This is a genomic window from Motilimonas sp. 1_MG-2023 (genome assembly GCF_030547455.1).
In the GTDB taxonomy this organism is placed as follows: domain Bacteria; phylum Pseudomonadota; class Gammaproteobacteria; order Enterobacterales; family CBDFNC01; genus Motilimonas.
This window is the reverse complement of record NZ_JAUOPX010000004.1, coordinates 105,179-127,138: the sequence shown is the minus strand read 5'-3', so window position 1 is coordinate 127,138 and position 21,960 is coordinate 105,179. Positions and strand designations below refer to the sequence as shown.

Here is a 21,960-nt window from a genome sequence, read left to right as displayed (position 1 = left end):
TAGCAATCCTAAGTTTGTTGGTGAGAGGTCATTTAATGTCTAATGTTGTGTCATTACATGAATATTTTTATAACCTTATGATTACAAATGGAATAAATAATTTCACTGTAATTGAGTTAAGGGATGAAATTTTAGCTAAAGCAGGTAATGTTTTTTGTTCAAATACAGCTCGTATATATGTATATCGGCGTATTCTATATTTGGAGTCAAAACAGCTGTTACGCAAGACTCAGTCAGGACCTGGTAAGCAGGTACGTTATTTGACCACTCCATTATTTAAAAAGACGAGATTTAGTTCCAAATCAACGCTCAAAAATCTCAATACATCAACTCCTGATAATCAAGATATTAGCTTTCATGAAGCATTGTTAAAAGAGAAGCGAACATATGAAAAAAGCTTAAAGGTAACAGAGCAAGAAGTGGCGACCTTCGCAAGCCTAATCAAACGTTATCCTTACCAACAGGATCATGTACAGCCATTTCTTAATCAAGCTAGGGAAGATGTGCATCGGCTACAAAGCCAAATGAATGCTATCTCGAAAATTTTAGAAGTTACATCATCATGAGCTATATCTATATATAATAAATAGCCTGTTACATGAAAATATATAAGTTGTTGTTTTTTATTTATTTTGTGAGATTTTTTGGGGTTTAACGATTTTTATACATGCATGGGTATCTAACACGTTTCTGCCCCGATTTCTAGTTTCCACAAAAATCTTGCGCTCTTCTTTAGCAGTAAATAGCACGTAATGAAGCAAGTAGCTGATTTAAAATAAAATGTTTAGATAATGAAGGGGGGCACAGTTTTATCAGGATAATATCCCTAGAATTGCATTTTATGCAACTTGCTGCTTTTTTATGTGAGTTAGATATTCAGCTTTGTATGGGATTTAATATGCTAATAGACATAACTAACTGTAATAACATTGACAGTGCCAGTTTAGAAATTGAAAAAGGAAAGCTAAACATAAAATTCGCCCCGAATGGTACAGGAAAAAGCACTATAGCCAAAGCTTTAATCTCTAATAGTCATGAAGATAAACTTTCTGAACTGATGCCCTTTAAACTAAGAACTAACAATCCAGATGGGCTAAAGCCTCAGGTAACCGTTACGGAAGAGTTGAACACGGTAATGTGTTTTAACGAAGAATATGTTAATCAGTTTACATTCCAGTCCGATGAACTCTTGAGTAATAGTTTCGATATATTTATTCGCAATGAAGCATATGTTGAGACAGAGAAAGAGATTGAAAATATTGTAAAAAATATCAAGACATTGTTCTTAGATAACTTTGAGTTAGACACGTTGATTGCAAATTTGAGGGAGTTAGGAGCAGCTTTCAAGCTTACAAAAACAGGAATATCAAAAGCCTCAACTGGTATGAAAGGCTTGTCCTCTGGAAATAAAATTGAACACATTCCTGCTGGTTTAGAGGCATATCAGCCGTTTATTAGAAGCCCGAACAACGTAAACTGGATAGATTGGCAAACCAAGGGACTGAAAGATTTTTCAAGCTTATCAGATTGTTGCCCATTTTGCTCTAGCGACACTCAGGAAAAAAAAGAGCAGATAAAAAAAGTTGGGAAGGAATATGATAAAACAGTCATCAAAAACCTTGTTGGCATAATTTCTGTTATCGAAAAACTAGGAGATTACCTTTCAGATGATTGTAAAGAAAAGTTAACGGTAATAACCTCTCTACCCAATGGTTTAGGTAAGGAGCACGAACAGTTCTTAAGTGATATAAAATGTCAAATTGATAACCTCCTTGAGAAGCTTGAACTACTTAAAAAACTCAATGGGTTCAATTTTAAACAAGGTGAAAAAGTTAACGACAGATTAAGTGATTATAAGTTAGATTTGCAATTTTTCTCCATTATCGACTCAGAAAAGATGCAAGCGGCAATTGCTTCAATTAATGATTCAATTAATGAGGTAAGCAAACAGGCGGGCAAACTTCAAGGTAAAGTCAATATGCAGCGAGCCGGGATGAAAAAACTCATTAGTAAGCATCAAACGGATATAAATAACTTTTTGTCTTACGCTGGGTATAAGTACGCTGTCGAAATTTCTGGTGAAGATGACCAATCTCGGTTGAAACTTCTACATATAGATTATGATGATTTTGTTAGTAGAGGTGATCAACACCTTAGCTTTGGTGAAAGAAATGCCTTTGCAATCGTCTTATTTATGTATGAATGTTTAGCTAAAAAGCCAGACTTAATTGTATTGGATGATCCCATTTCATCTTTTGATAAAAACAAGAAGTACGCAATATTAGAGATGCTGTTCCGCAGGAAGCCAAAAGACTGCTTACAAGGTGACACAGTCTTGATGCTAACGCATGATGTTGAGCCAATTATTGATACCGTCAAAGCTGTTTCAGACAAGTTTAACAATACAGTGACAGCATCTTTCTTAAAGTTAATTCGGGGAGAGTTATCTGAGCAATCAATAACAAAATCTGATATCAAGACTTTTTCTCAGATCTGTAATGGAGTCATAGATAAAGAGTGCGATGTAATCCTCAAGCTTATTTATCTTCGAAGGAATTATGAAATCTTGGATGACAAAGAAGATGCTTATCAAGTGCTTTCGAATTTGTTTCATTTAAGAGATATTCCTGTTGATAAAAGGGAACCTATCGTTGGTGACGATTATCCTGTAATGAATTCTCAGAAGTTTGATTTCGGCTGCTCAAAGATTGCAAATAGAATCACCGATTTTGACTATGCAGCCACTTTGAAACGTTTGAAAAATCAAGATTCTTTAAAAGACATTTATGAAGGATGTGGCAACGGTTATGAAAAGCTGCAAGTATTTAGGCTGTTTAATATGGATGTTAAAAACTCTGTTATACGTAAGTTTATTAATGAGACTTACCATATTGAGAATGAGTACATCTGTCAGCTTGACCCCGGTGAGTTCGATATCATACCTGAGTATGTCAGGATAGAATGCGATAAATATTTAGAAATACGGTGAATACACTTTACGGTTCCGCTTACGGTCACCGTTTTCAAGTTGAAGTTTTTGCCATTCAGGCAAAAAAGCCTGACAAAAGTCATCGACATGACAGAATAAGTCTACTAGTTTATGCATAGCTGGTTCCCTTGCGATTGTTCTCTCTTGGTCGAAAGATCTGATCGCAGAACCAGCTTTTAGTTCATTTCTATTTTTATCCCGAGTTCAGGTTAGTTAAGTTACCTTCCATACTTTTAGTTATTCATAAATTGCTAATTTAGGGGAGCGCTGACTCACTTTGACCAAAGTTTAATGGTCAGCATTCATCTCAAATTTCGGCGCCTCGTAAAAAACACAAGTTGATTATTTTAAGTAACTGGTTGTGCTCGGAGGCTAGTGGCTTGATAATAGTATAAATTTTTATCTATTGGAGTGATGCTTGATGGAACGAGGCTTAATTAGCTTTTTTGAGGTTAACGAGTGCGGTTTCTACCGAATGAGGAATAATAAAGACAGTGAACATGTAGAAGGTTCGCTGACAGATTCATTAACTCTCGTTGAGGAATGGGTTAAGAATCGGGATTTTACTCAAACAGTGCCTTGGGATGTCGAGTCTTCTCCTAAGAGAACTCAGATTTATTGTAAAGATATTGCAGTTGACCCTGCGTCAAAAAATGTTGTGTTTGTTCTGTGGAAGCGGTATGGCGATGATAGCGGAAAGGTTAAAGGGATTGCTCCAGATGCTAAATTTGGCTCAAACCCTGAAGACTCGATAAAAATTGAAGCTAAAGTCAAAGGCCAAAATGCAATTTTGGGAGAACCAATGTATTACTGGTTTATTCCAGAACTGAATATAGTAGCTTCAATAAATTTTCCGCACTCCGTAGCTTCTACCACAGATGTATGTAACTACATCAAACGGTGTATTGACCTTCGAATCTATCACCCAAGAAAAAAAGTAGTTGAACAGGTTTCGTTTAATCAGTTTTCTAATAGAGAGCAAACAGTTAAGCGGGTTATTTACAAGTCTAAAGATGACAAGTTCTCTATGAACTACAAGTTTGATGTCCATATGAAGGAGCTTTCATCACAAAAGGCTAACATCAAAAATTTATCTAGAAAAATCACTCATATAGTGGTCAGAGATACGATTTCAACTGTTAAAGAAGACCAGAAAGATTCGTGTTTCAGGTTGTTTGACCTCATTCAAGGAAAGAGCTTGAAAAAGAAGTTTCAGAAACAAGTTGAAATTATTGAAGAGCGGAGACTTTCTGAAGAGGAACTTAAGTCAATGCTAGAAGTGTATCATCAAGAATTTAAGCAAACTGATACGTGGAATAACGTAGGCTTTAGAGAGGGCGGGAACGACACTACTCGTTGGTTCAATAAATACGTAAGCAAAGAGCATGTTTTAATGGAGCCACTAGACAAAAAATCTAACTTCTACTCAGCGAAAAGTTTACTGAATGAGCTTCAAAAAAGTCGTTCTGATTTATTACAAACCGTTACCAGTGAATGTGATGAGCTCGTCTCCGTTGCAGTAGGGGAATAAAAATGAAATCTAAACTCTTGTTATATTACAAGATCATTGAGATGCTTGCTCTGTTCGTATTTAGTCGATTTGTTCGGCACTCGATATACTTACTTTTTTCTTTAGGTTTAGCATTCATTGTTGTTGATTCTTTATCAATAAGCGATTTATCACCAATATTAAGTACGTTACAAAACATATCTGCAGCGGTATTTACGTTAGCTGGTATTTGGATTGCCTATTCATATCCTGAAGCAATCTCAGCATACACAAACCCAGATAAGGTAATTTTGGCATCTGGTGATGAAACAAAACGGATCGAGAATTTGGTTTTGATTATCTTAACGTCAGCTTTTGTGATAATTGGGATTCTTGCCTTCAATATTTCAATGGTTTTACTTCAACCCCTTGATTATATTCAAGGGCATAAATCCATTTTTAAATTGTTAGCGGTGACATCAGTAGTTTACTTGGCTGCCATACAAACAGTGGCTATTCTAACTGTTATGCTTACCAACATTCAGTTTGTAAATGAGTTGCACAAGAAAAATACAGAAAACCTAGCTAACGAAGATCTATAAAGCTACCACCGCTACTCTATTTCGTAGCGGTGTTTGCTATTTTTTTGTGTGGATTTCCCACTTTTGGATCAAATAAATTGTTATGCATCTTGGAGGTTAAATGGAGCAACTAACATTTTTGGTAAATCAGTTTCGAGCTGCAATGGAGAAACTAAATCCGTGTGATTTTGATGGGACATCTCTTTCTGTTAGTAAGTTTCCTGAAGCTTGTTGTGATGATAGCTCGCAGCTGCTAGCTGCATATCTGAGTGACAACGGATATTCTAATGCAAAGCTAATTCGTGGTGCAAATGGTGGGTTTAATGAAGAGTTAGGGTCTCACGTTTGGCTCAACTTGGATGGTGTACACATTGACATTACGAGCGATCAGTTCAACAAGTATGGCTATAAGAATCCGCCAATAATTATTGCCGAACACAATGACTTTCTGTCTAGTTTCGAGGCTCAAGACGATGGTATAGCCGATTATCGTATCCACTTAAAAAAGTACTCATCTCCGGGATTGGAAAGTGACTTTAAATCCTGTTATGCAACCGTCTTAGAGAGACTATTAGCACGGGGATAACATGAGTATTAACGGAATGTTTCTCGTTAATTTTCTAAGAGATGGTTATTTGGCCATTTTAATCACCTTAAGCATAGCAAACGTGCGGTATGCTAACATTATATATTCGGAGTAAAGATGGTCTTAGATAAGTTTGATGTTGAAGAAATTGGTTGGAATGGTAGTTTTCATAGTGTTTTAGAATTGTTTTCAGAACTTATTAATTATCAAATAGCCCCAAATAAACATAGAAAGCCTGAAAGGTTTATAGAATTTGAGGCCCTTCTTGAATCCTCTGACACTTTGAGTAAATGGCAAGAGAGCAAGGCTAATAATGTTAAAAACCCTGTATTTATGTCATTTCAGAAAAAATATAAAAATTTCAATGATAATGATTTAAGAGCATTAGGAATGGAAATGCAAGAAAATGGACTGTTTTTGTCAAAAGGACAGATTCTATTTCGTGGAGTTTGCTCGGAAAATAGTAATGACAATTGGGAACTGCCTGTATCTACAACTTTATCCCCCTATATAGCAACTTATCATGCATTAAAAAATGGATACACCAAGCCCATAAAAATATATGTAATTGAGATTAAGACGGACTCTACAATTAAAGCCGTTATTGCACCGTTTGGTGAAAATGTTGAGTTTGGGCATGAATATGAAGTTTTAGTTGATTTTAAATCTCGACCGAAAGTTAGTGAGGAGATAAAGAGAGGAGTTATCATATTTAAGTTTTTAAGTTTTTAAGTTTTTAAGTTTTTAAGTTTTTAAAGGTGACGAGCACCGTTCGGCAAGATACAATACCTGCTTTTACATTGTTTGGGAGCACTGCGTTATCGTTCAATACTCTTATGGAGGTAATTTGAAAGATTCAATTATTATAGACATTAGAAAGATCAGGGCTGCCCTTGAATCGTTTGATAAGTCAGATTTCCATTATAACACTAGCTTTTCTCAGTGCTTAAATGGTTTCCCCTCTGGATGTTGCGGTGATACATCGAATCTTTTAGGTCTATTTCTAAAAAATGCTTATGGAAAAGACAGTACGTATATTTCAGGTAAGGGCTTAGGTAATAATCGAGAACAATCCCATGCTTGGTTGGTCTGCGATGGCTACATTATTGATATAACAGCAGACCAATTTAACTCTATTGGTTACAATTTAGACAAGGTGATTGTCTCCACAAGTAGTGATTTCCACGAAAGTTTTTCTAGAATTAATAGACACGAAATAAATTATGATAGCTTAGGTAAAACGCCAATATCTGATGTGTTACATAAAGTTAACGAACGAATTCGAAATCTGACACCTGCGATCTAATACATATTAGATACCCTCTAATAGATAGGGAATAACTTTTATTAGACAGCCAACGCAACTCATGTTCTCGAACAACAAAGTCGTCTACTTCGCTTTTCCTAAACATAGCTAATCTGAAGTTTGCGATCACGAATATGACCGCCAACTCACTCCTGTCCAAAGGCTTGTCAGGCCGATCTGTTCTTGCATGTTCATGCCCCAAACCGTTTTAGATCGTGTAATTTTCACGATGAAACTGGCTAATGGATAACTTATTAACATTAGTAGTTACTTTATGAGAGCTAGACTAGTTGGGTAATTGTGTGTAATAAGTGGAATATGGGAAGTTTTTATGCCACATGGAGCTCAATGGAGTTATGCAGAAGTACATCACCTTAGATCGTCAGTTTTTTCCTGTAATAGAAAGCCACAAGGATTCTGAAGAGCTAGATGTTTCTCTTAGTTTGGGAATCAACAAAGCTGACAATTGGAACTCTCTATTAAAAGAGTATCGTACTGTAATTTTAGCCGAGGCAGGCGCTGGTAAGACGGTCGAATTTATGGAAATGGCGAGTAAGCTCTCAAATGAAAGGAAGCTGTCTTTTTTTATTCGAATTGAAGATATTGACCGTAACTTTGATGATGCTTTCGAAATAGGTGATGAAGATGAGTTTGAAGACTGGCTTAACTCAAATGATGAGGCTTGGTTTTTCTTAGATTCGGTAGATGAAGCAAAACTAGCTCACCCTAGAGCTTTTGAAAAAGCTATCAAACGTTTTGCAAAAGGAATTGAGAAAGGGGCTAGGCGAGCTCATATTTATATTTCTAGTCGCCCATATAGCTGGCGTGCCAAGTCAGACAAAGCTCTAGTTGATGTTCATCTATTCTACCCATCTACTAGTCCTCGAAAAGATGACGACAAAAATAAACATCCTAAAAGTGCATTAAATGTCTATAGCTTACGACCGTTAAACCGAACGATGGTTTATACCTACTGTATCGAAAATGGAGTTAACAACATTGATGAACTCTTGGATGAGGTTGAACGGTTAGGCCTGTGGAATCTCGCAGAAAGACCTTTTGATTTGGATATCATCATAACAAAGTGGTTGGATGACCAATCTCTTGATGGGCGACTACATCTGCTACAACACAGTGTTGATGTTCGTCTAAATGAGGAACATAACAATGCTCGAAAGCCTCTCAACTTAGACAAGGCCCGTGAAGGTGCTCAACGGTTGGCTGCTGCCGTTATCTTAACGGGTAATGTAGGGATCAATGTGCCTGATGCCGAAAAGGTAAAGCAAGGAATTGATGCCGACATCATTCTGTACGACTGGGAACGAGAAGAGGTTAAGTCTTTACTTGAGAGCGGTTTATTCAATGACATTATTTACGGTGCAGTAAGGTTCCGGCATAGGGATATTCGTGAGCTATTAGCAGCACAGTTTTTCTCTGGTTTATTGAAAGAAGAAGGTTTGCGCTCCCAAATCGAGTCTTACTTTATTAGGGAAGTTTTCGGTGAAACTGTTGTTACCCCTTTATTTCGCCCGATATTGCCATGGTTAATTTTATTTGATGATCGTCTGCGAGCGAAGATCTTGGCTATCAAGCCTGAAATCGCTATAGAGGAAGGCGACCCCTCTCAGTTGCCGTTGTCAGTAAGGAGGCAAATCCTTTCTGATATTATGGCTCAAATTGCCAATAATACAGATGATCATTCTGCTCAAGACAACGCCGCTATTACCCGAATTGCACAGCCAGATCTGACGAAGGATGTACTTAACCTTATTCACAAATATGCGGGCAATGATGATGCGATATTTTTCCTTGGCCGTTTAGTCTGGCAAGGGAAGATGAATGCTTGCACCGAACCACTTATAGAAATTTCTGTATCTAGCAAGCGAGATAAGTATGCCAGAATTGCATCAGTACGAGCTGTAATGACTTGTGGGGATGAAGAGCAAAGAGCTCTTGTCTGGCAAGAGATTATTAGCAGAGGGAAAATCCCTAAAGACTTACTGAGTGAGTTGGTTGACCATACCGTACCCGACGAAGATTCTATTAAATATCTAGTTGAATCAATTCATCATGTAGCTGAGTTTAAAAGGTTTGAAGTATCGCGTTTGGGTAGGACGCTGCTTAACTTTATCGAGAGAGCAGAAATCAAACTTATTCCTGAATTACTAAAAGGGTTAGGTCGTTACCTTAGTGTTGCTCCTTTTATAGAGAAAAGAGAATGTAGGGTATCTAAGCAATACGCATGGTTGTTTGGTTCTGCCATCAAGTGTTTGGAAAGGCTAGTGGTCAATAGGGATCCATTCACTTTGTCAGAGCTTTCGCTGTCCACTATGGCAAATGTAGAAGCTTTGCAGTATTGGGGAGAGGGGTACACAAATGATGTTGAACATGACCTCGGTAATCTGGTGCCTGAATGGCAAGAGCTGAATGATGCTCTTTATTGGCATAGCATCGAGAATGCAAGAAAACATCTAAGTGAGAAAGATAAGCCCCTGACTGATGATTGCAGCATCTCATATTTAAAACATTTTTGGGCTTTCAATCGTGATGGTTTCTCAAGGTTAGTATCATTTGTTAGCACTCGCAATAAGCAAGATGACCGATTAGTCGCACTGAATGCTGCATTCAGGCTCTATCAACAGTTAGGCACACCTGTAAACATGTTAGAGGAGCTTCGTATTGCTGTGCATGGTGAAGAAGTCTTAGTATCACGATTAGATAATTTGTTAAATCCGATAACTCCTGAATCAACGCTAAGGTACAAGGCTAAGCAAGCAAAGTATCGCCGACAAGCAGAAAAAAAACAGAAGGAGCGAGAAAGTAGCCGAATAGACTGGATACAGTCGCTGCAAGAAAATCCGTCTCAGATTACTGCTCCAAAGGGTAAGTCAGGCGAAATTACTAATAACCATGTCTGGCTATTAAGTGAGCTAGAAAAAGATAGTCCAGCTACAAGTCGACGCAGTGCAAGTCAATGGGAGCGGCTAATTCCTGAATTTGGCTTACAAGTGGCAAATTCATACAAAGAGTTTTGTATGAATCATTGGCGAAACTTTCGCCCACAGTTGCATTCAGAGGAGGTGATTGGTAATTCAATCCCGTATGCCTTGTTATTAGGCTTAGCTGGGCTAGAAATTCAAGCAAAGGAAGACTCTGACTTTCCGAAGTCTTTAAGTGTTGAAGACCTTGGAACTCTATTGCGCTATATAACATGGGATATAAATGGATTCCCAAGTTGGCTTGAGGTAGTACATCGAACTTATCCAGAGGAAACAAATAAGGCCATTCTTAAAGAGGTGTTTTGGGAGCTAGAGAATAATAGTAAAGCCAAAGAGGTTTCAAGCCACATTCTACACGATTTGGTGTATCACGCACCTTGGCTCAAACAACATCTCGCTGGCACCGTATTTGAATATCTAGTCAGTTCTGACAATTTAATCCAAGCCAATAAGGAATACTGCTTAAGACTCTTGATTGAAGGTGGTATTAGTGCTGAGCAACTATCTTTGCTAGCCCAAAAATACATATCAGCAAGTCAAGGTGACGATCATGAAATTGCATGGTGGTATGCGCTGTTAGTCGATAGTGAGCCTGACCAAGGTATTCAAGAGTTAGAGGAGTGGCTAGCAACGCTTGAACCTGAACAGGCAACGAACGCTGCGGAAGTATTTCTGGAAGCGTTGTTAGGTGGGAGGAGTTCACATCGTTCTCTTTATAATGTAGGACGATTTAAAGTGGTTGCTCACCTAAAGACATTGTACAGACTGATGCATAAATATATCAGAGCCAGTGATGACCTTAATCGAGCCGGCACAGGGGTCTATAGCCCCACAACACGAGATCATGCTCAAGAAGCAAGAGATATGTTGTTCAACTACTTGGTCGAGATTCCCTCAAAGGAAAGTTATTACGCATTGACACAGCTGATAGAAGATCACCCTGACGAGTCACATCGACCGTGGATGAAAAAGAACGCATACAAAATGGCTGAAGCTTATGGTGATGTCCCGCTATGGTCAGATAACCAGTTTAAGGAGTTTCACAAAACTAATCTGATCTCTCCTGAGTCGCACAGGCAGCTATTTGAACTGGGTGTCCAACAAATTCTTTCGATTAAGGATTGGGTCGAAAATGGTAATGATAGCCCTTGGATGACTTGGCAAAGAGCAACCAAAGAAAATGAGATTAGAACGCTTATTGCTGCTGAGCTAAGAAAAAGTGCCAACGGTTACTACACAATCGCAGAAGAGCCAGAGTTAGCTAATGAGCAAAGGATGGACATTTGGCTTGCCAACCCGAAAGTCGCCTCTCCAGTGCCGATTGAGTTGAAGTTACTTGATAAAGGTTGGAGTGGTCCTGATTTGTGCGAGCGGCTTCGAAACCAGCTCGTTGGTGATTATCTCAGAGAGGGCACTGCTGGTTGTGGTGTATTTCTTTTGGTATCACAGAAGTCGACCAAGTATTGGAAGATAAGCGGTAAGCGAGTAGGTACTGATAAGCTTGCTTCAGCGCTTAAAGACTATTGGAAGTCGATTGCACACGGGTATGTAGGTATCGATGAGATAGAAGTTATAACCATTGATATGAATAAAAGAGCTTTAGTCTCTGACTCATGACAGCTAATCCGTATTTTTCAAAATTAGCAAAGCCACTGACTCGTTTATGTCCAAAAGTGAGTTTCGAACTTTATTGTCACACTTGGCCTCTGGTAGTCACGATAGAACGAACTGCGGAAGAAAAAAGTTTTAAACATCAATAACCTTCGACACGAAGGCCCTTGGCGCTACTTTGAGTGGGGCATGTTAGACACCTAAGATGCTCTAATTTAAGATGCTGAATAAGATCTACCCTCTTGGTTTGCCTGCTCAACAATGCCGTAAACTATTCAATAGGTATGCTGACTGTCTCCCATATATTATTTAATGCTGTATTTATTATTTTTCTTTGAATTTCCTTTATATCGCTTTCTCCTAGTGATTTGGCGACTTTATAGTCAATATTTCCTTGGTTAATTTCTTCAATTACTATACTTAAAATATCTTCATTAAAAATACAGTTGTTAGATATAAATGAATATAAATCATTGTTTTCAAAAAACCACTCTCCATGTGAATTAAATTTGTTAAACCTTTTTTTTAAAGTAGATTCTAAACTTCGATCACCAGGCATTCCACCTAAAAACATTATTTTATCTGGTGAGGATGAGCGGATTGGTTGTAACCTGTCCTCTAAAATGATGTTGTCTGTGTGCCCAATTTTTATTTTTTTGGTAATTTCACCTTGAATGAAATATATCATTTTTTTCCTTTGGTTTGAGTGGTTTATTTTATTGGTGTTATACTATTTATACTTCTTATTAAGTTTGATTTTTCTTCTTTTAATGACTCAATTTCAGAATTTAATCTGCTGTTTTCAATCTCATAGCTTGCATTTATCGATACTAATTTTTGAATGGCTAAGCGACTTTTTGCTAACTCCAAATTTAAGTTGGATTTTTCTTTAATTAATTTTTTAATTTTATCTTCTTTTGTTAATTCCTCTGGCTGTTGAAGTAAGAAATTGTGTAGCTTTATTCTTTCTACTATTTTAGGGTAGCAGTTATAAATGGTTGAGTGACTTATTCCTACTTGCTTTGCAATGCTGGAGATGTTTATTTTTTCTTCTTTAGAGTTAGTAAGAAATGAATCCAAAACTTCATTTAATTTTTCTAGAGTGTTTTTTCTCATTGTTCATTATTCTCATCATTAAATATGCTGATTATTTTTTCCGCTTTTTCTATATATTGCTTTGCTTTTTGTTTTGTCGGTAATCCACTATCAGCTAGCTCTAGCAAAATTTCGCTCTGTTGTTTTATTCCACTCCAAATGGAAGCATGTGTTTTATCAATTACTGAATTTTCACAATCTACACATTGAATTGCGTCATACAAACCTTCACCTCCGCACCCATCTCCAGATGCTAAGCACCAACTATGTCCGGTTCCACGGATGAATATGTTGTCACTTATTTGTCGCGAAAGCTCAGGAAGGTTTTCAGCAGTTTTTAAATTCCCTCTATGTCTAAATGATGCGATCACTTCACCTCTTCCTCCTGTTAATTCTTTATCAGATATAAGCCAATCCGATACTATCGCTCTTTGTAACTCATTTCGTTCTGTCAGAATCTCGTCAAATAGGGAGTCATCAAATTTATCGTTGTTTGCATAGTATAAAGTCATATCTAATGACCAATGTTTAAAATGCTCTCGGAGATATCTTAAATCCCCTAAAGCACTTCTCGCAGCTAAAGTTGCAAAGGTTCGTCTGAATTGGTGACTACTAAGAGGCCATACTGAATTTTTAGGTAACTTCAAATCATTATCAGAGCCATCTGTTCTTAAATCAAATTCAATTGATAGGGATTTCAAACTGGAATTCCAATGACTATTGGATAATCCATTAAATGTATTTGTTTTGGTGTCGTTTGCAATAAATAATAAAAAAAGCAAATCTTCTTGTCGCCTTGCTTCTGTATTTTCGAGATATGGTAAGGATCTCATTATTCTTTTGTTATTCATTAGGGACATTTCTTTGAGGTGGTTGAATACTATCTCCGCAAGATCTGGAACCATCCATTTTACGAGCTTGGGCTCGTCTTCAAGCTTGTATGTATGGCCCTGAACCCACAAGTATTCTTCATTATCCCAACCTGTTGACTTAATAAGACTAAAGGCTGTTAGGGATGCTAGCTCTGAGTTTCGCATGCCAGTTGTTAAAGCTAGTATAACATAGCAGCATGTTCTTGCTTTATTTGTGGATCTGTTTAAATCTAGTTTTCCATTGAAGCCATGAAAGAGTAATTTCTTTTTCATGAACTCCGTATAACCTCTACTCTTACAAATTAGGTGAATTGTGTTTCTATCTTTTCTATTTATTTTTGTATCTCTAGAATTCTTGTTTTTTTTGTAGTAGCGAGAATACATTTCACTAATTTTTTTGTCTGAAGAAGCATTTGCTTTGATGATCCTTTCGCTGTTATCAAGTAAATAGTCTACCGATTTTTTTAAAAGTTCAGAACATATGTAATCTGGTATGCAAGGAGTTTGGTTTTCCGCTGTCCCCCCTTGGAGTCTTCTATCATTTGATAATGATACAACCGATTCTCCATGAAAAGGGTGAGATTTTATACCATGTTTTAATTTTTCGTTAAAAAGATATAGATCTTGAATTACTGAAAGGATTTTTAATAAAGAGTTATTAGAAATGGATGGGTTCCGATTTTTCAAGTAACTAATAACCCCCTTCGTATCACTGCTGTCAAAAGAAGAAAAACAAGTTTTTTTAATATGTATTAAGTAGTTTATAACTGATAGTGAATGGTAGAATTTTGATATAATAGTTTGTGCAGAGATTACTTTGTTGGAATGAGGGTGAGGGATGTTTTTCCTAACATATAGGTACTCTTTCAAACCATTCATATAGTTTTCGTTTATAACATCAGACAGATTAGTTTTGTTTTCTAACGTTATTGAAAAATTTATTATACGTCGTGCTTTAGAAACGTTTTTACTATGAATCTCATGGCTGAAATCCCAAATGTTATCTTGGTAAGATGATATCACGGCTCCATCTTTATCAATTGTTACAGGATGATTACAAGAGGGGGGCGCTTCTGTGGGCTCAGAATTCACTTTTCTCATAGTTACAATTTACCTAAGTTATCACGAGTTACCCACATTGGATGTGGCTCATCTTTTGCTTGTTTTTTTGCCTTGATAACAATGTCAGGACTGAATTTTGGTTCAATCTCCTTTTCGATTAGAGTGATAATCCAAGAGTATAGTTTTGTCCACTTTCTTTTTCCTATGAAGCCTTTCTCGTTAATAATTAACCAATAGAATGAAAAAAGTCGATGTAAGTCCGATTGAACGACCACCTGGTTAGGACAATTAAAACAAGCGATAAACCTTGTGCATGCGACCTCTTTACTTTCCGAATACTTACCGTTGAACGGTGATGAACAGCGACCCACTCCAGTATTAAAGTCGCCTATTAATAGGCTTTTAGCATGCTCTAAGCTTATGTTTAGTTTTTCAGCAATGACCGACTCTATGTTTTCTGTCTTATTAAGTAGAGTTGCCGTTAAAACTTGTCCGAACATTTTATGATTTTTTTCCATTTCAGGAGTGATATCAAGATAACTCCGATTCATGACCGGCACGGTGTTTCCTAAAATCTTTGATGTTTTTATTGGGTCGCCGCCGGTAAGTTGCCAAATACGCGTCGCAAATGTTTTTCTCATTCGTTTAATCTGGATTCTTAAAATATTACCTTGATCATCTTTTAAATTGGCTTCAGAGTAAATTTTTTTTACAGTCTTCCAAAAAATCTGCTCATTTAGAGCTTCCGGCTTATCATTAGGACCTTCGATTAAGAATAGATTGTTAAGAGACGTTTTCTCCCTTAATGGCCCCGTTATCCTTAGTACGTCAGTCACCAAATCGCCTACTTTTTTTGATGATGAAAATGTGTCTTCGCTGTTGTATTGCTCTCTAATGGCCTGGGTGCTTGTGTTCATACCTCGTTTTTTGAACCCTGTTAAGATTATATGTGTGTTGGGGAAGATAGGATGAGGAGTTATACAGTCTTCAAATAAGTTTAGTATTGTAGATGTATTTCTTCCTGTTTTTGCTGCTATAGTCAGTACATAGATTGATAATATTCTATTCTTATTTTTATAATTTTCAGTGTCGTTGATTTTTTTTATTTCTGCCCAGAGGAAACGCATTATTTTACCAAATTCAGATTTTGAGTATGGTTCTGTGGTGCTATTGTGCCTATTTATATTTATGAATGGTGCATAAGGAAATATTTCACTTTTTAGTATTCCTTTTCTTACGAAAAACATCAATATTGACTTTATGGAAGTGTAGGCTTTTCTATTGCTAGGATTTGAATATTTTCCCGTCTCAGTACGAGCTGTTCTTTTTTTTATCCAGATTAATAGATTCTCGATCACTTCTCGATTGAATTGTGAAATTTCTGATATTATATTTCCATTTTTTGATTCTGAATCTAAAAACTCAAATAGCGTTTTACATCCTGTGGTGACTAAGGCGTCAATGGTTGATTCAGCCATCTCGAATGATAATTGTTCAATTGCGTTAAATATATCAATGACAAGTTTTTCTCTATTAGCCCATGCTGAATTTACTATCTGACTCGGCATTGGTCGATCCAAATATAACCAGCGTTTAAAGTCTTTTTCGCCTTTATAGCACTTCATAACTAAATATTTAGCTTTTAGACTAAGTAGAGAGTCTTCCCCATAATTATTTTCTTTTACGATCTTAAATTCTTTTTTCTTCATAGCTAACCCATATCATCCAATTCTGCTTGGTATGTTGAAAGTTCGTGCTCCTGTAGAATTTCAATGCAGTGAAGATAAGTACTTGTTGTAATAATCGATGAGTGCCCCATACGCTTTTGAAGCCATGCTAACGCTTTAGTTGTTCCAACCCGTTGTGATTCCGCATAAAGCTCAATAGTAGCGTATGTATGTCTTAGCATATGTGGGGAGACCTTGAAATCTATCTGCTTATTTTCTTTAAGTGTAGTATAGAAGTTATTCAAGCTCTGTTTGCTGTATGTGTTACCAAATCGATTGAGAAATATGAAAGGGGAGATATATCCTTTTTTCTTTAAGTGCAGCTTTCCTCTTGTCACCCTTTCGCCAAAATTGATGAAATCCCATAGGTCCCTCATCAAAATAACAGAGATAAAAACTCTTCTAGCTTTGCTTCCTTTAGTTCTTTGACCATCCGTATGAGGATCTAAATCAAGGGGTATACGCTTATTACATTGAGATAAGCTAGGTTCGATAATGGAGTTAATATTCAAGCTGATAACTTCATCCTTTCGGAGTCCAGCTGATAGCATGAGTTTAGTCATTAATTTGAATGATCTATTATCGATTGCATTGATAAGAGTTCTACACTGCTCAATGTTTAGTAACTTAGGTACCTTCTTATAGGTTTTCAGTACAAGATCATTCGACACTAGAACTTTCTGACCGCGAGTATGCCGGAAGAAACTAGGTATTGATTCGGGTTGAACTTTAAACAATGTCTCCCACGGTTTAAATTTAATCAGTTCCCGTGCGAAGCAGTATTCATAAAACCGTTTTAATACAGATAGGCGTAGGTTAATCGTGGAATCTGAAACTGTTCTCCTATTATTTGAGTTAACAAGTGTTTTTGACCAGTTCCGATATAAGGCTACAACACTTAGACTAAAGTGTTCAGCATCATTAAGATACGGCTCATTCCACATTAAGTCGTTAGCTTCAAGAAAGGAAAAATAATCATATAAAGAGCTTACATAGCTTTTTATTGTCTTCAAACTCTGTATACGAGCATCTTGAACTGCTAAATAGACTGTAAACAAGAATACTGGTCTTACGATCTCAAAATTCCTGTCAAGTAAAATGGGTAAACCTGGATAAGTAGTGTTGCGTATACAAAATTGCTCATTAGTATTCACTATCATCATTAGTTGGTCTCAACTTGTTTGTTATTTGTACTGTAAATAAAGATAATAGGTATAACAAAAGCAAGGTGATCTTACATCATGGTAGTAAAACCTCTTCCTCTGCGGCATTTGTTGATGCAACCATACCCAGTTGGGTGGTTTATAGCGCTGGTAGGTATAACCCTTGGGGGTTTCCTCATCAAGAAGTTGTCCAGCGCTACTTAAAGGCTGGAGCGCGAGGGGCTAACACTGCCAAACAAGGCATGTTAATTATCGCCCCACAAGGTGAAAGCTGGGTAATAAAAGGCTTTCGTGATGCTATCTCACCATATTGGTATCACTCAGCGCTTTTACCTTTTGTTCCTAGAGGTTAAAATGTTTCTTTTTTCATAAGTGGCCATTATGACACAATCGACAACTTCTTCTTTTGTCACCTTCAAACGCTTACTTGAATACGTTAAAGATAAGAAACTCGGGATCCTCGGTGGCGTGATTGGAATGTTAGGCTATGCCGCTGTTGACGCTACATTTTTATATTCTCTGAAACCACTACTTGATGAAGGGTTAACCGGCAAAAACCCAGATGTACTCACTTTTATGCCTATTTTTGTTTTAGTCATCATTACCGCGCGCGGCTTGGCGGCTTTTATGAGCAGCTATTGTATGGCTTGGGTGGGTAATCATGTCGTGATGAAGCTGCAACGCGCAGTTTTTAATCATTTGATGCAAATGCCAGTGGCTTTTTTTGATAAAAATAGCACTGGGGATTTGCTGTCGAAAATTACTTACGATTGTAACCAAGTGGCTAATGCCGCCAGTAATTCCCTAGTGAGTATTTTCCGTGAAGGGGCCATGGTGGTGGCGTTGCTTGCGATGATGTTTTACCAAAGCTGGCAACTCTCGTTAATTTTCTTCGTGGTTGGCCCTGTCGTGGGCTTTGTGATCAATAAAGTCAGTAAGCGTTTTCGTGGTTTAGGTCATCAAATTCAGGCGGCAATGGGCTCAGTGACTACGTCATCGGAGCAAATGTTAAAAGGCCACAAAGAAGTGTTAATGTTTGGTGGGCAATCACTTGAGCAAGAAAAATTTGCCAATGTGAGTAACAAGGTGCGTCGGCAAAATATGAAAATGATATCGGCGCAGGCAATCAGTGTGCCGGTGATCCAGTTTTTAGCTTCGATAGCGTTAGCATTTGTGCTGTATTTAGCAACTTTCCCACAAGTCATGGATACCTTAACCCCCGGTACGTTTACTCTGATCATTAGCTCGATGTTCGCGTTGATGAAGCCAATAAAATCGATTACTCAAGTGAATAATGAAATTCAAAAAGGTTTAGCGGCTTGTGACAGCTTGTTCGCTATTTTGGATAGTGAATTAGAAAAAGACACGGGGAAAAAACCGATAGCGCGCGTAAAAGGGCAAATTGCTTTTGATAAGGTGACATTTCGCTACCAAGGTAAAGAGAAGCCAGCGTTGGATAATATTAGTTTTACCGTTGAGGCTGGGAAAAGTATCGCTTTGGTTGGCCGGTCAGGCTCAGGTAAATCGACCATCGCTTCCATTATCACGCGTTTTTACGACGGTATTGAAGGTGACGTGAGCATCGATGGACAGAGTATTTATGATTTTCCGCTGGACAACTTGCGCTCACAAATGGCCTATGTATCGCAAAAAGTACACTTGTTTGATGACACCATTGCCAACAATATCGCTTATGCAACAGGGGACAACTACAGCCGTGAGCAAATAATTGCTGCAGCGACAACGGCTCATGCCATGGAATTTATTGAACAGTTTCCTGATGGCTTAGATACATTAGTAGGTGAAGATGGCGTGATGTTGTCTGGTGGACAAAGACAACGTATTGCCATTGCACGGGCACTGCTGCGTGATGCTCCTATTTTGATTTTAGATGAAGCTACTTCAGCACTTGATACTGAGTCTGAGCGCCATATTCAGTCCGCGTTAGAGGCGTTGCAAAAAGATCGTACCTCAATAGTGATTGCGCATCGCTTGTCTACCATTGAAAATGCAGACCAAATTTTGGTGATTGATCAAGGGCGGATCATTGAGCAGGGCACTCATCAATTCTTAAGTGAGCATGATGGGGTGTATGCCAGCTTAGTTAAAATGCAAACAGCAGCGTCGTAATATGAAGTTCTGGTATCGCATAGATGGCATAACCTGCTTACTTTGGCCATTGTCTTGGCTGTTTGGTTTAATTGCAGCAACACGCCGATTTGCTTTTTGTCAAGGTTGGCTAAAGTCTGTTCATGTCGGAGTGCCGACGATAGTCGTCGGTAACATAAGTGTTGGCGGAAATGGCAAAACGCCCGTGGTTATCGGTTTATGCGAATGGCTAACACAACTCGGTTATCGCCCTGGTGTCATTAGCCGCGGTTATGGAGGCAACGCTCCTCATTACCCGCTATTGGTTGATACGCATACCACAGGTGCGCAAGCAGGTGATGAGCCAGTATTAATTTATCATCGCACTGGTTGTCCGGTTGTAGTGTCACCAAAGCGCATTGAAGCAGCACAATATTTAATTGAACATTGCCATGTCAATGTGATTATTTCAGATGATGGCCTGCAGCATTATGCTTTACAACGTGATATTGAAATTGTGGTGGTTGACGGTGAACGACGCTTTGGTAATGGCCTTTTACTGCCTGCTGGTCCTTTAAGAGAAAGTAAAAAGAGATTAAACAGCGTCGATTTTGTAATTAATAATGGCGCCGATCCACAAGGTAACGAATTTGCGATGTCATTAAAGCCGAGTACGCCTAAATCGGTAGTTGGCCAGGTTGAATTTGATGCTGATGAGGTGGGCAAAAAAGTGAATGCTTGCGCCGGTATCGGTCATCCTCCACGCTTTTTCAATACGTTAAAAGGGTTAGGTTTTGAACTAGTACAACAAAGAGCCTTTGCTGATCACCACGCTTTTAAGCAAGAAGAAATTCAGGCTTTAGAGCAACAGTATCCATTATTTATGACCGAAAAAGACGCAGTCAAGTGCCGTGATTTCGAGTTGAAACAAGCTTGGTATTTACCTGTTTCTGCGCTCATCGCTGCGCCATTTAAAGAACACTTTATTATGAAATTAAAAGAGATAAATCAAAATGTTAGACCATAATCTATTTGAAATAATTGCTTGCCCTGTGTGCAAAGGAAAACTGCATTTTGACAAGGCGCAGCAAGAGTTAATCTGTAAGTTCGATCGTTTGGCGTACCCTATCACAGAGGGGATCCCGGTGTTAATTGAAGAGAAAGCACGTGAGTTAAGCTTAGATGAGGTGAGTTCATGAGCTTTGTTGTGGTGATCCCTGCGCGCTATCAGTCTGAGCGCCTGCCGGGCAAGCCACTACTTTCCCTTGCGGGCAAACCTATGGTGCAACATGTGGTTGATCGTGCTCGTGAAAGCGGCGCGGCGCGAATAATTGTTGCGACAGATGATCAGCGTATTGCCGATGCGGTTGATTGTGAAGTGTGTATGACACGTGCAGATCATCAATCTGGCACCGAACGCTTAGCTGAAGTGGTTGCATTGTGCGGCTTTTCCGCTGACGAAGTGATTGTAAATGTGCAAGGCGATGAGCCCCTTATTCCTGCTAGCATCATACAACAAGTAGCGGCCAACTTAGCTAACCAGACGGCTGCACCTATGGCTACCTTAGCGACGAGTATTGCATCTGCAGATGAAGTATTTAATCCTAATGCAGTCAAAGTGGTGCTGGATAAACAAGGTTACGCATTATATTTCAGCCGTGCCAGTGTGCCTTGGCAGCGTGATCATTTTCCGCATCAAGTCGATGCGCATTGCCCTTTACTGCGCCATATTGGCATTTATGCTTATCGTGCTGGATTCATTACGAAATATATCGGCATGAGTGAATCACCATTAGAGCAGATTGAAAAGTTAGAGCAACTTCGAGTGCTATGGCATGGTGAAAAAATTCATGTGGCGGTAGCTCAGGAAACGCCTGCGGCAGGCATCGATACACCAGAAGATTATGAGCGGGTTAATCAGTTGTTAACAAGGTCCTAGGTGTGATGTTGGTTATCTATTATTAAGAAAGTGGGCAAACCTGGCTGCCCATTTTTCTCTTTCTTTATAATGGGCTTTATTTCATTGGTAACTTACTAATAACCTTAATCAAACTGTACTTCACTGATGAAGCATCCGCTGGTGGGTTTTCGATCATTTCTTTTTTCACTTGTAACTGATACTGGAAACCTGGTTCGAAAGTAAAACCTTCTATATTTTGGTAAAAAAGTTGCCACTCTTGGGTTTCTGGTGTTTTCACCTGCAAGCAGTTCATCGGGGCAACACCGGTACATTCTACGGTTTCAGCGTTAACATATAATAGGGTTTCTTGAGTCAGGGGTTGACTAGCACATGCTGCGAGTAATAGCGCGGGTGCTAAAAGGTATAGTTTTTTCATTTTGTTCTCCCATAAAAAAAGAGGCCGTGAATAGCCTCTTTTATTTTATGCATTTG

At 38.2% G+C, this 21,960-nt stretch carries 20 protein-coding genes; 13 read left to right on the top strand and 7 right to left on the bottom strand.

What is annotated here, in order from left to right; genetic code table 11:
* The first annotated feature begins 35 nt into the window (after positions 1-35).
* Together Q4519_RS03430 and Q4519_RS03425 are read left to right on the top strand one after the other, a co-directional pair.
* Positions 36-566, top strand: coding sequence for a hypothetical protein (locus Q4519_RS03430; RefSeq protein WP_303509558.1), 531 nt, complete (start codon positions 36-38; stop codon positions 564-566).
* Positions 567-841: 275 nt separating this feature from the next.
* A complete protein-coding gene (locus Q4519_RS03425; RefSeq protein WP_303509555.1) occupies positions 842-2,989 on the top strand; it encodes a hypothetical protein in 2,148 nt (715 codons plus the stop codon).
* Here Q4519_RS03425 and Q4519_RS03420 read toward each other — a convergent pair.
* On the bottom strand, positions 2,975-3,106 hold the full coding sequence (locus tag Q4519_RS03420; protein WP_303509552.1) for a hypothetical protein: 132 nt from the start codon (positions 3,104-3,106) through the stop codon (positions 2,975-2,977). The genes Q4519_RS03425 and Q4519_RS03420 overlap by 15 nt on opposite strands.
* Before the next feature lie 304 nt (positions 3,107-3,410).
* Between Q4519_RS03420 and Q4519_RS03415 the strand changes: the two genes are divergently transcribed.
* The 6 genes from Q4519_RS03415 to Q4519_RS03390 all read left to right on the top strand — a co-directional run bounded on the left by Q4519_RS03415 (position 3,411) and on the right by Q4519_RS03390 (position 11,567).
* A complete protein-coding gene (locus Q4519_RS03415) occupies positions 3,411-4,520 on the top strand; it encodes a hypothetical protein (protein WP_303509550.1) in 1,110 nt (369 codons plus the stop codon).
* 2 nt (positions 4,521-4,522) lie between these two features.
* The gene (locus Q4519_RS03410; protein WP_303509547.1) at positions 4,523-5,080 is read left to right on the top strand and encodes a hypothetical protein; all 558 of its coding nucleotides are present in this window, start codon (positions 4,523-4,525) and stop codon (positions 5,078-5,080) included.
* 100 nt (positions 5,081-5,180) lie between these two features.
* The gene (locus Q4519_RS03405; RefSeq protein WP_303509544.1) at positions 5,181-5,645 is read left to right on the top strand and encodes a hypothetical protein; all 465 of its coding nucleotides are present in this window, start codon (positions 5,181-5,183) and stop codon (positions 5,643-5,645) included.
* 117 nt (positions 5,646-5,762) lie between these two features.
* Positions 5,763-6,377 carry a hypothetical protein gene (locus tag Q4519_RS03400; protein WP_303509541.1) on the top strand — a complete coding sequence of 205 codons (615 nt, stop codon included), beginning with the start codon at positions 5,763-5,765 and terminating at the stop codon, positions 6,375-6,377.
* A gap of 115 nt (positions 6,378-6,492) precedes the next feature.
* Entirely contained in the window at positions 6,493-6,951 is a 459-nt protein-coding gene (locus Q4519_RS03395; protein WP_303509539.1) for a hypothetical protein, read from the top strand.
* 356 nt (positions 6,952-7,307) lie between these two features.
* Complete coding sequence (locus tag Q4519_RS03390) at positions 7,308-11,567, top strand: NACHT domain-containing NTPase (protein ID WP_303509537.1); 4,260 nt, start codon at positions 7,308-7,310, stop codon at positions 11,565-11,567.
* 265 nt (positions 11,568-11,832) lie between these two features.
* Here the strand turns inward: Q4519_RS03390 and Q4519_RS03385 are convergent, their stop codons facing one another.
* From Q4519_RS03385 to Q4519_RS03365, 5 genes are read right to left on the bottom strand one after another with little or no spacing between them, the layout of a single operon-like run.
* Positions 11,833-12,249, bottom strand: coding sequence for a GIY-YIG nuclease family protein (locus Q4519_RS03385; protein WP_303509536.1), 417 nt, complete (start codon positions 12,247-12,249; stop codon positions 11,833-11,835).
* 23 nt (positions 12,250-12,272) lie between these two features.
* Positions 12,273-12,677, bottom strand: a complete 405-nt coding sequence (locus Q4519_RS03380) for a hypothetical protein (RefSeq protein ID WP_303509534.1) — start codon at positions 12,675-12,677, stop codon at positions 12,273-12,275.
* A complete protein-coding gene (locus Q4519_RS03375; protein WP_303509531.1) occupies positions 12,674-14,629 on the bottom strand; it encodes a tyrosine-type recombinase/integrase in 1,956 nt (651 codons plus the stop codon). The genes Q4519_RS03380 and Q4519_RS03375 overlap by 4 nt, the downstream gene beginning before the upstream one ends.
* Positions 14,630-14,631: 2 nt before the next feature.
* Positions 14,632-16,299, bottom strand: coding sequence for a hypothetical protein (locus Q4519_RS03370; RefSeq protein WP_303509529.1), 1,668 nt, complete (start codon positions 16,297-16,299; stop codon positions 14,632-14,634).
* A 2-nt stretch (positions 16,300-16,301) separates the two neighbouring features.
* Positions 16,302-17,480 (bottom strand): tyrosine-type recombinase/integrase, encoded by a 1,179-nt coding sequence (locus Q4519_RS03365; protein ID WP_303509526.1) that lies wholly within the window; start codon positions 17,478-17,480, stop codon positions 16,302-16,304.
* 65 nt (positions 17,481-17,545) lie between these two features.
* Here Q4519_RS03365 and Q4519_RS03360 point away from each other — a divergent pair, with 65 nt between their 5' ends.
* From Q4519_RS03360 to kdsB, 5 genes are read left to right on the top strand one after another with little or no spacing between them, the layout of a single operon-like run.
* Positions 17,546-17,833: a ComEC/Rec2 family competence protein gene (locus Q4519_RS03360; protein ID WP_303509523.1), complete on the top strand. Its 288-nt coding sequence runs from the start codon at positions 17,546-17,548 to the stop codon at positions 17,831-17,833.
* A gap of 28 nt (positions 17,834-17,861) precedes the next feature.
* Entirely contained in the window at positions 17,862-19,610 is a 1,749-nt protein-coding gene (gene msbA, locus Q4519_RS03355) for a lipid A ABC transporter ATP-binding protein/permease MsbA (protein WP_303509520.1), read from the top strand.
* 1 nt (position 19,611) lies between these two features.
* A complete protein-coding gene (gene lpxK / locus Q4519_RS03350) occupies positions 19,612-20,595 on the top strand; it encodes a tetraacyldisaccharide 4'-kinase (protein ID WP_303509518.1) in 984 nt (327 codons plus the stop codon).
* Positions 20,582-20,767: a Trm112 family protein gene (locus Q4519_RS03345; protein WP_232802526.1), complete on the top strand. Its 186-nt coding sequence runs from the start codon at positions 20,582-20,584 to the stop codon at positions 20,765-20,767. Before lpxK ends, Q4519_RS03345 begins: the two co-directional genes overlap by 14 nt.
* Positions 20,764-21,507: a 3-deoxy-manno-octulosonate cytidylyltransferase gene (gene kdsB / locus Q4519_RS03340; protein WP_232802525.1), complete on the top strand. Its 744-nt coding sequence runs from the start codon at positions 20,764-20,766 to the stop codon at positions 21,505-21,507. Before Q4519_RS03345 ends, kdsB begins: the two co-directional genes overlap by 4 nt.
* Positions 21,508-21,583: 76 nt before the next feature.
* On the opposite strand, the gene Q4519_RS03335 is transcribed toward kdsB, so the two are convergent.
* Positions 21,584-21,904, bottom strand: a complete 321-nt coding sequence (locus tag Q4519_RS03335; protein WP_303509514.1) for a DUF4377 domain-containing protein — start codon at positions 21,902-21,904, stop codon at positions 21,584-21,586.
* Positions 21,905-21,960 lie beyond the last annotated feature (56 nt).

Bases quoted from the DNA above. Each gene is read 5' to 3' on its own strand.
- Q4519_RS03430 (WP_303509558.1), top strand. From the start codon at position 36: ATGTCTAATGTTGTGTCATTACATGAATATTTTTATAACCTTATGATT.
- Q4519_RS03425 (WP_303509555.1), top strand. From the start codon at position 842: ATGCAACTTGCTGCTTTTTTATGTGAGTTAGATATTCAGCTTTGTATG.
- Q4519_RS03420 (WP_303509552.1), bottom strand. From the start codon at position 3,106: ATGCATAAACTAGTAGACTTATTCTGTCATGTCGATGACTTTTGTCAG.
- Q4519_RS03415 (WP_303509550.1), top strand. From the start codon at position 3,411: ATGGAACGAGGCTTAATTAGCTTTTTTGAGGTTAACGAGTGCGGTTTC.
- Q4519_RS03410 (WP_303509547.1), top strand. From the start codon at position 4,523: ATGAAATCTAAACTCTTGTTATATTACAAGATCATTGAGATGCTTGCT.
- Q4519_RS03405 (WP_303509544.1), top strand. From the start codon at position 5,181: ATGGAGCAACTAACATTTTTGGTAAATCAGTTTCGAGCTGCAATGGAG.
- Q4519_RS03400 (WP_303509541.1), top strand. From the start codon at position 5,763: ATGGTCTTAGATAAGTTTGATGTTGAAGAAATTGGTTGGAATGGTAGT.
- Q4519_RS03390 (WP_303509537.1), top strand. From the start codon at position 7,308: ATGCAGAAGTACATCACCTTAGATCGTCAGTTTTTTCCTGTAATAGAA.
- Q4519_RS03385 (WP_303509536.1), bottom strand. From the start codon at position 12,249: ATGATATATTTCATTCAAGGTGAAATTACCAAAAAAATAAAAATTGGG.
- Q4519_RS03380 (WP_303509534.1), bottom strand. From the start codon at position 12,677: ATGAGAAAAAACACTCTAGAAAAATTAAATGAAGTTTTGGATTCATTT.
- Q4519_RS03375 (WP_303509531.1), bottom strand. From the start codon at position 14,629: ATGAGAAAAGTGAATTCTGAGCCCACAGAAGCGCCCCCCTCTTGTAAT.
- Q4519_RS03370 (WP_303509529.1), bottom strand. From the start codon at position 16,299: ATGAAGAAAAAAGAATTTAAGATCGTAAAAGAAAATAATTATGGGGAA.
- Q4519_RS03365 (WP_303509526.1), bottom strand. From the start codon at position 17,480: ATGATGATAGTGAATACTAATGAGCAATTTTGTATACGCAACACTACT.
- msbA (WP_303509520.1), top strand. From the start codon at position 17,862: ATGACACAATCGACAACTTCTTCTTTTGTCACCTTCAAACGCTTACTT.
- lpxK (WP_303509518.1), top strand. From the start codon at position 19,612: ATGAAGTTCTGGTATCGCATAGATGGCATAACCTGCTTACTTTGGCCA.
- Q4519_RS03345 (WP_232802526.1), top strand. From the start codon at position 20,582: ATGTTAGACCATAATCTATTTGAAATAATTGCTTGCCCTGTGTGCAAA.
- kdsB (WP_232802525.1), top strand. From the start codon at position 20,764: ATGAGCTTTGTTGTGGTGATCCCTGCGCGCTATCAGTCTGAGCGCCTG.
- Q4519_RS03335 (WP_303509514.1), bottom strand. From the start codon at position 21,904: ATGAAAAAACTATACCTTTTAGCACCCGCGCTATTACTCGCAGCATGT.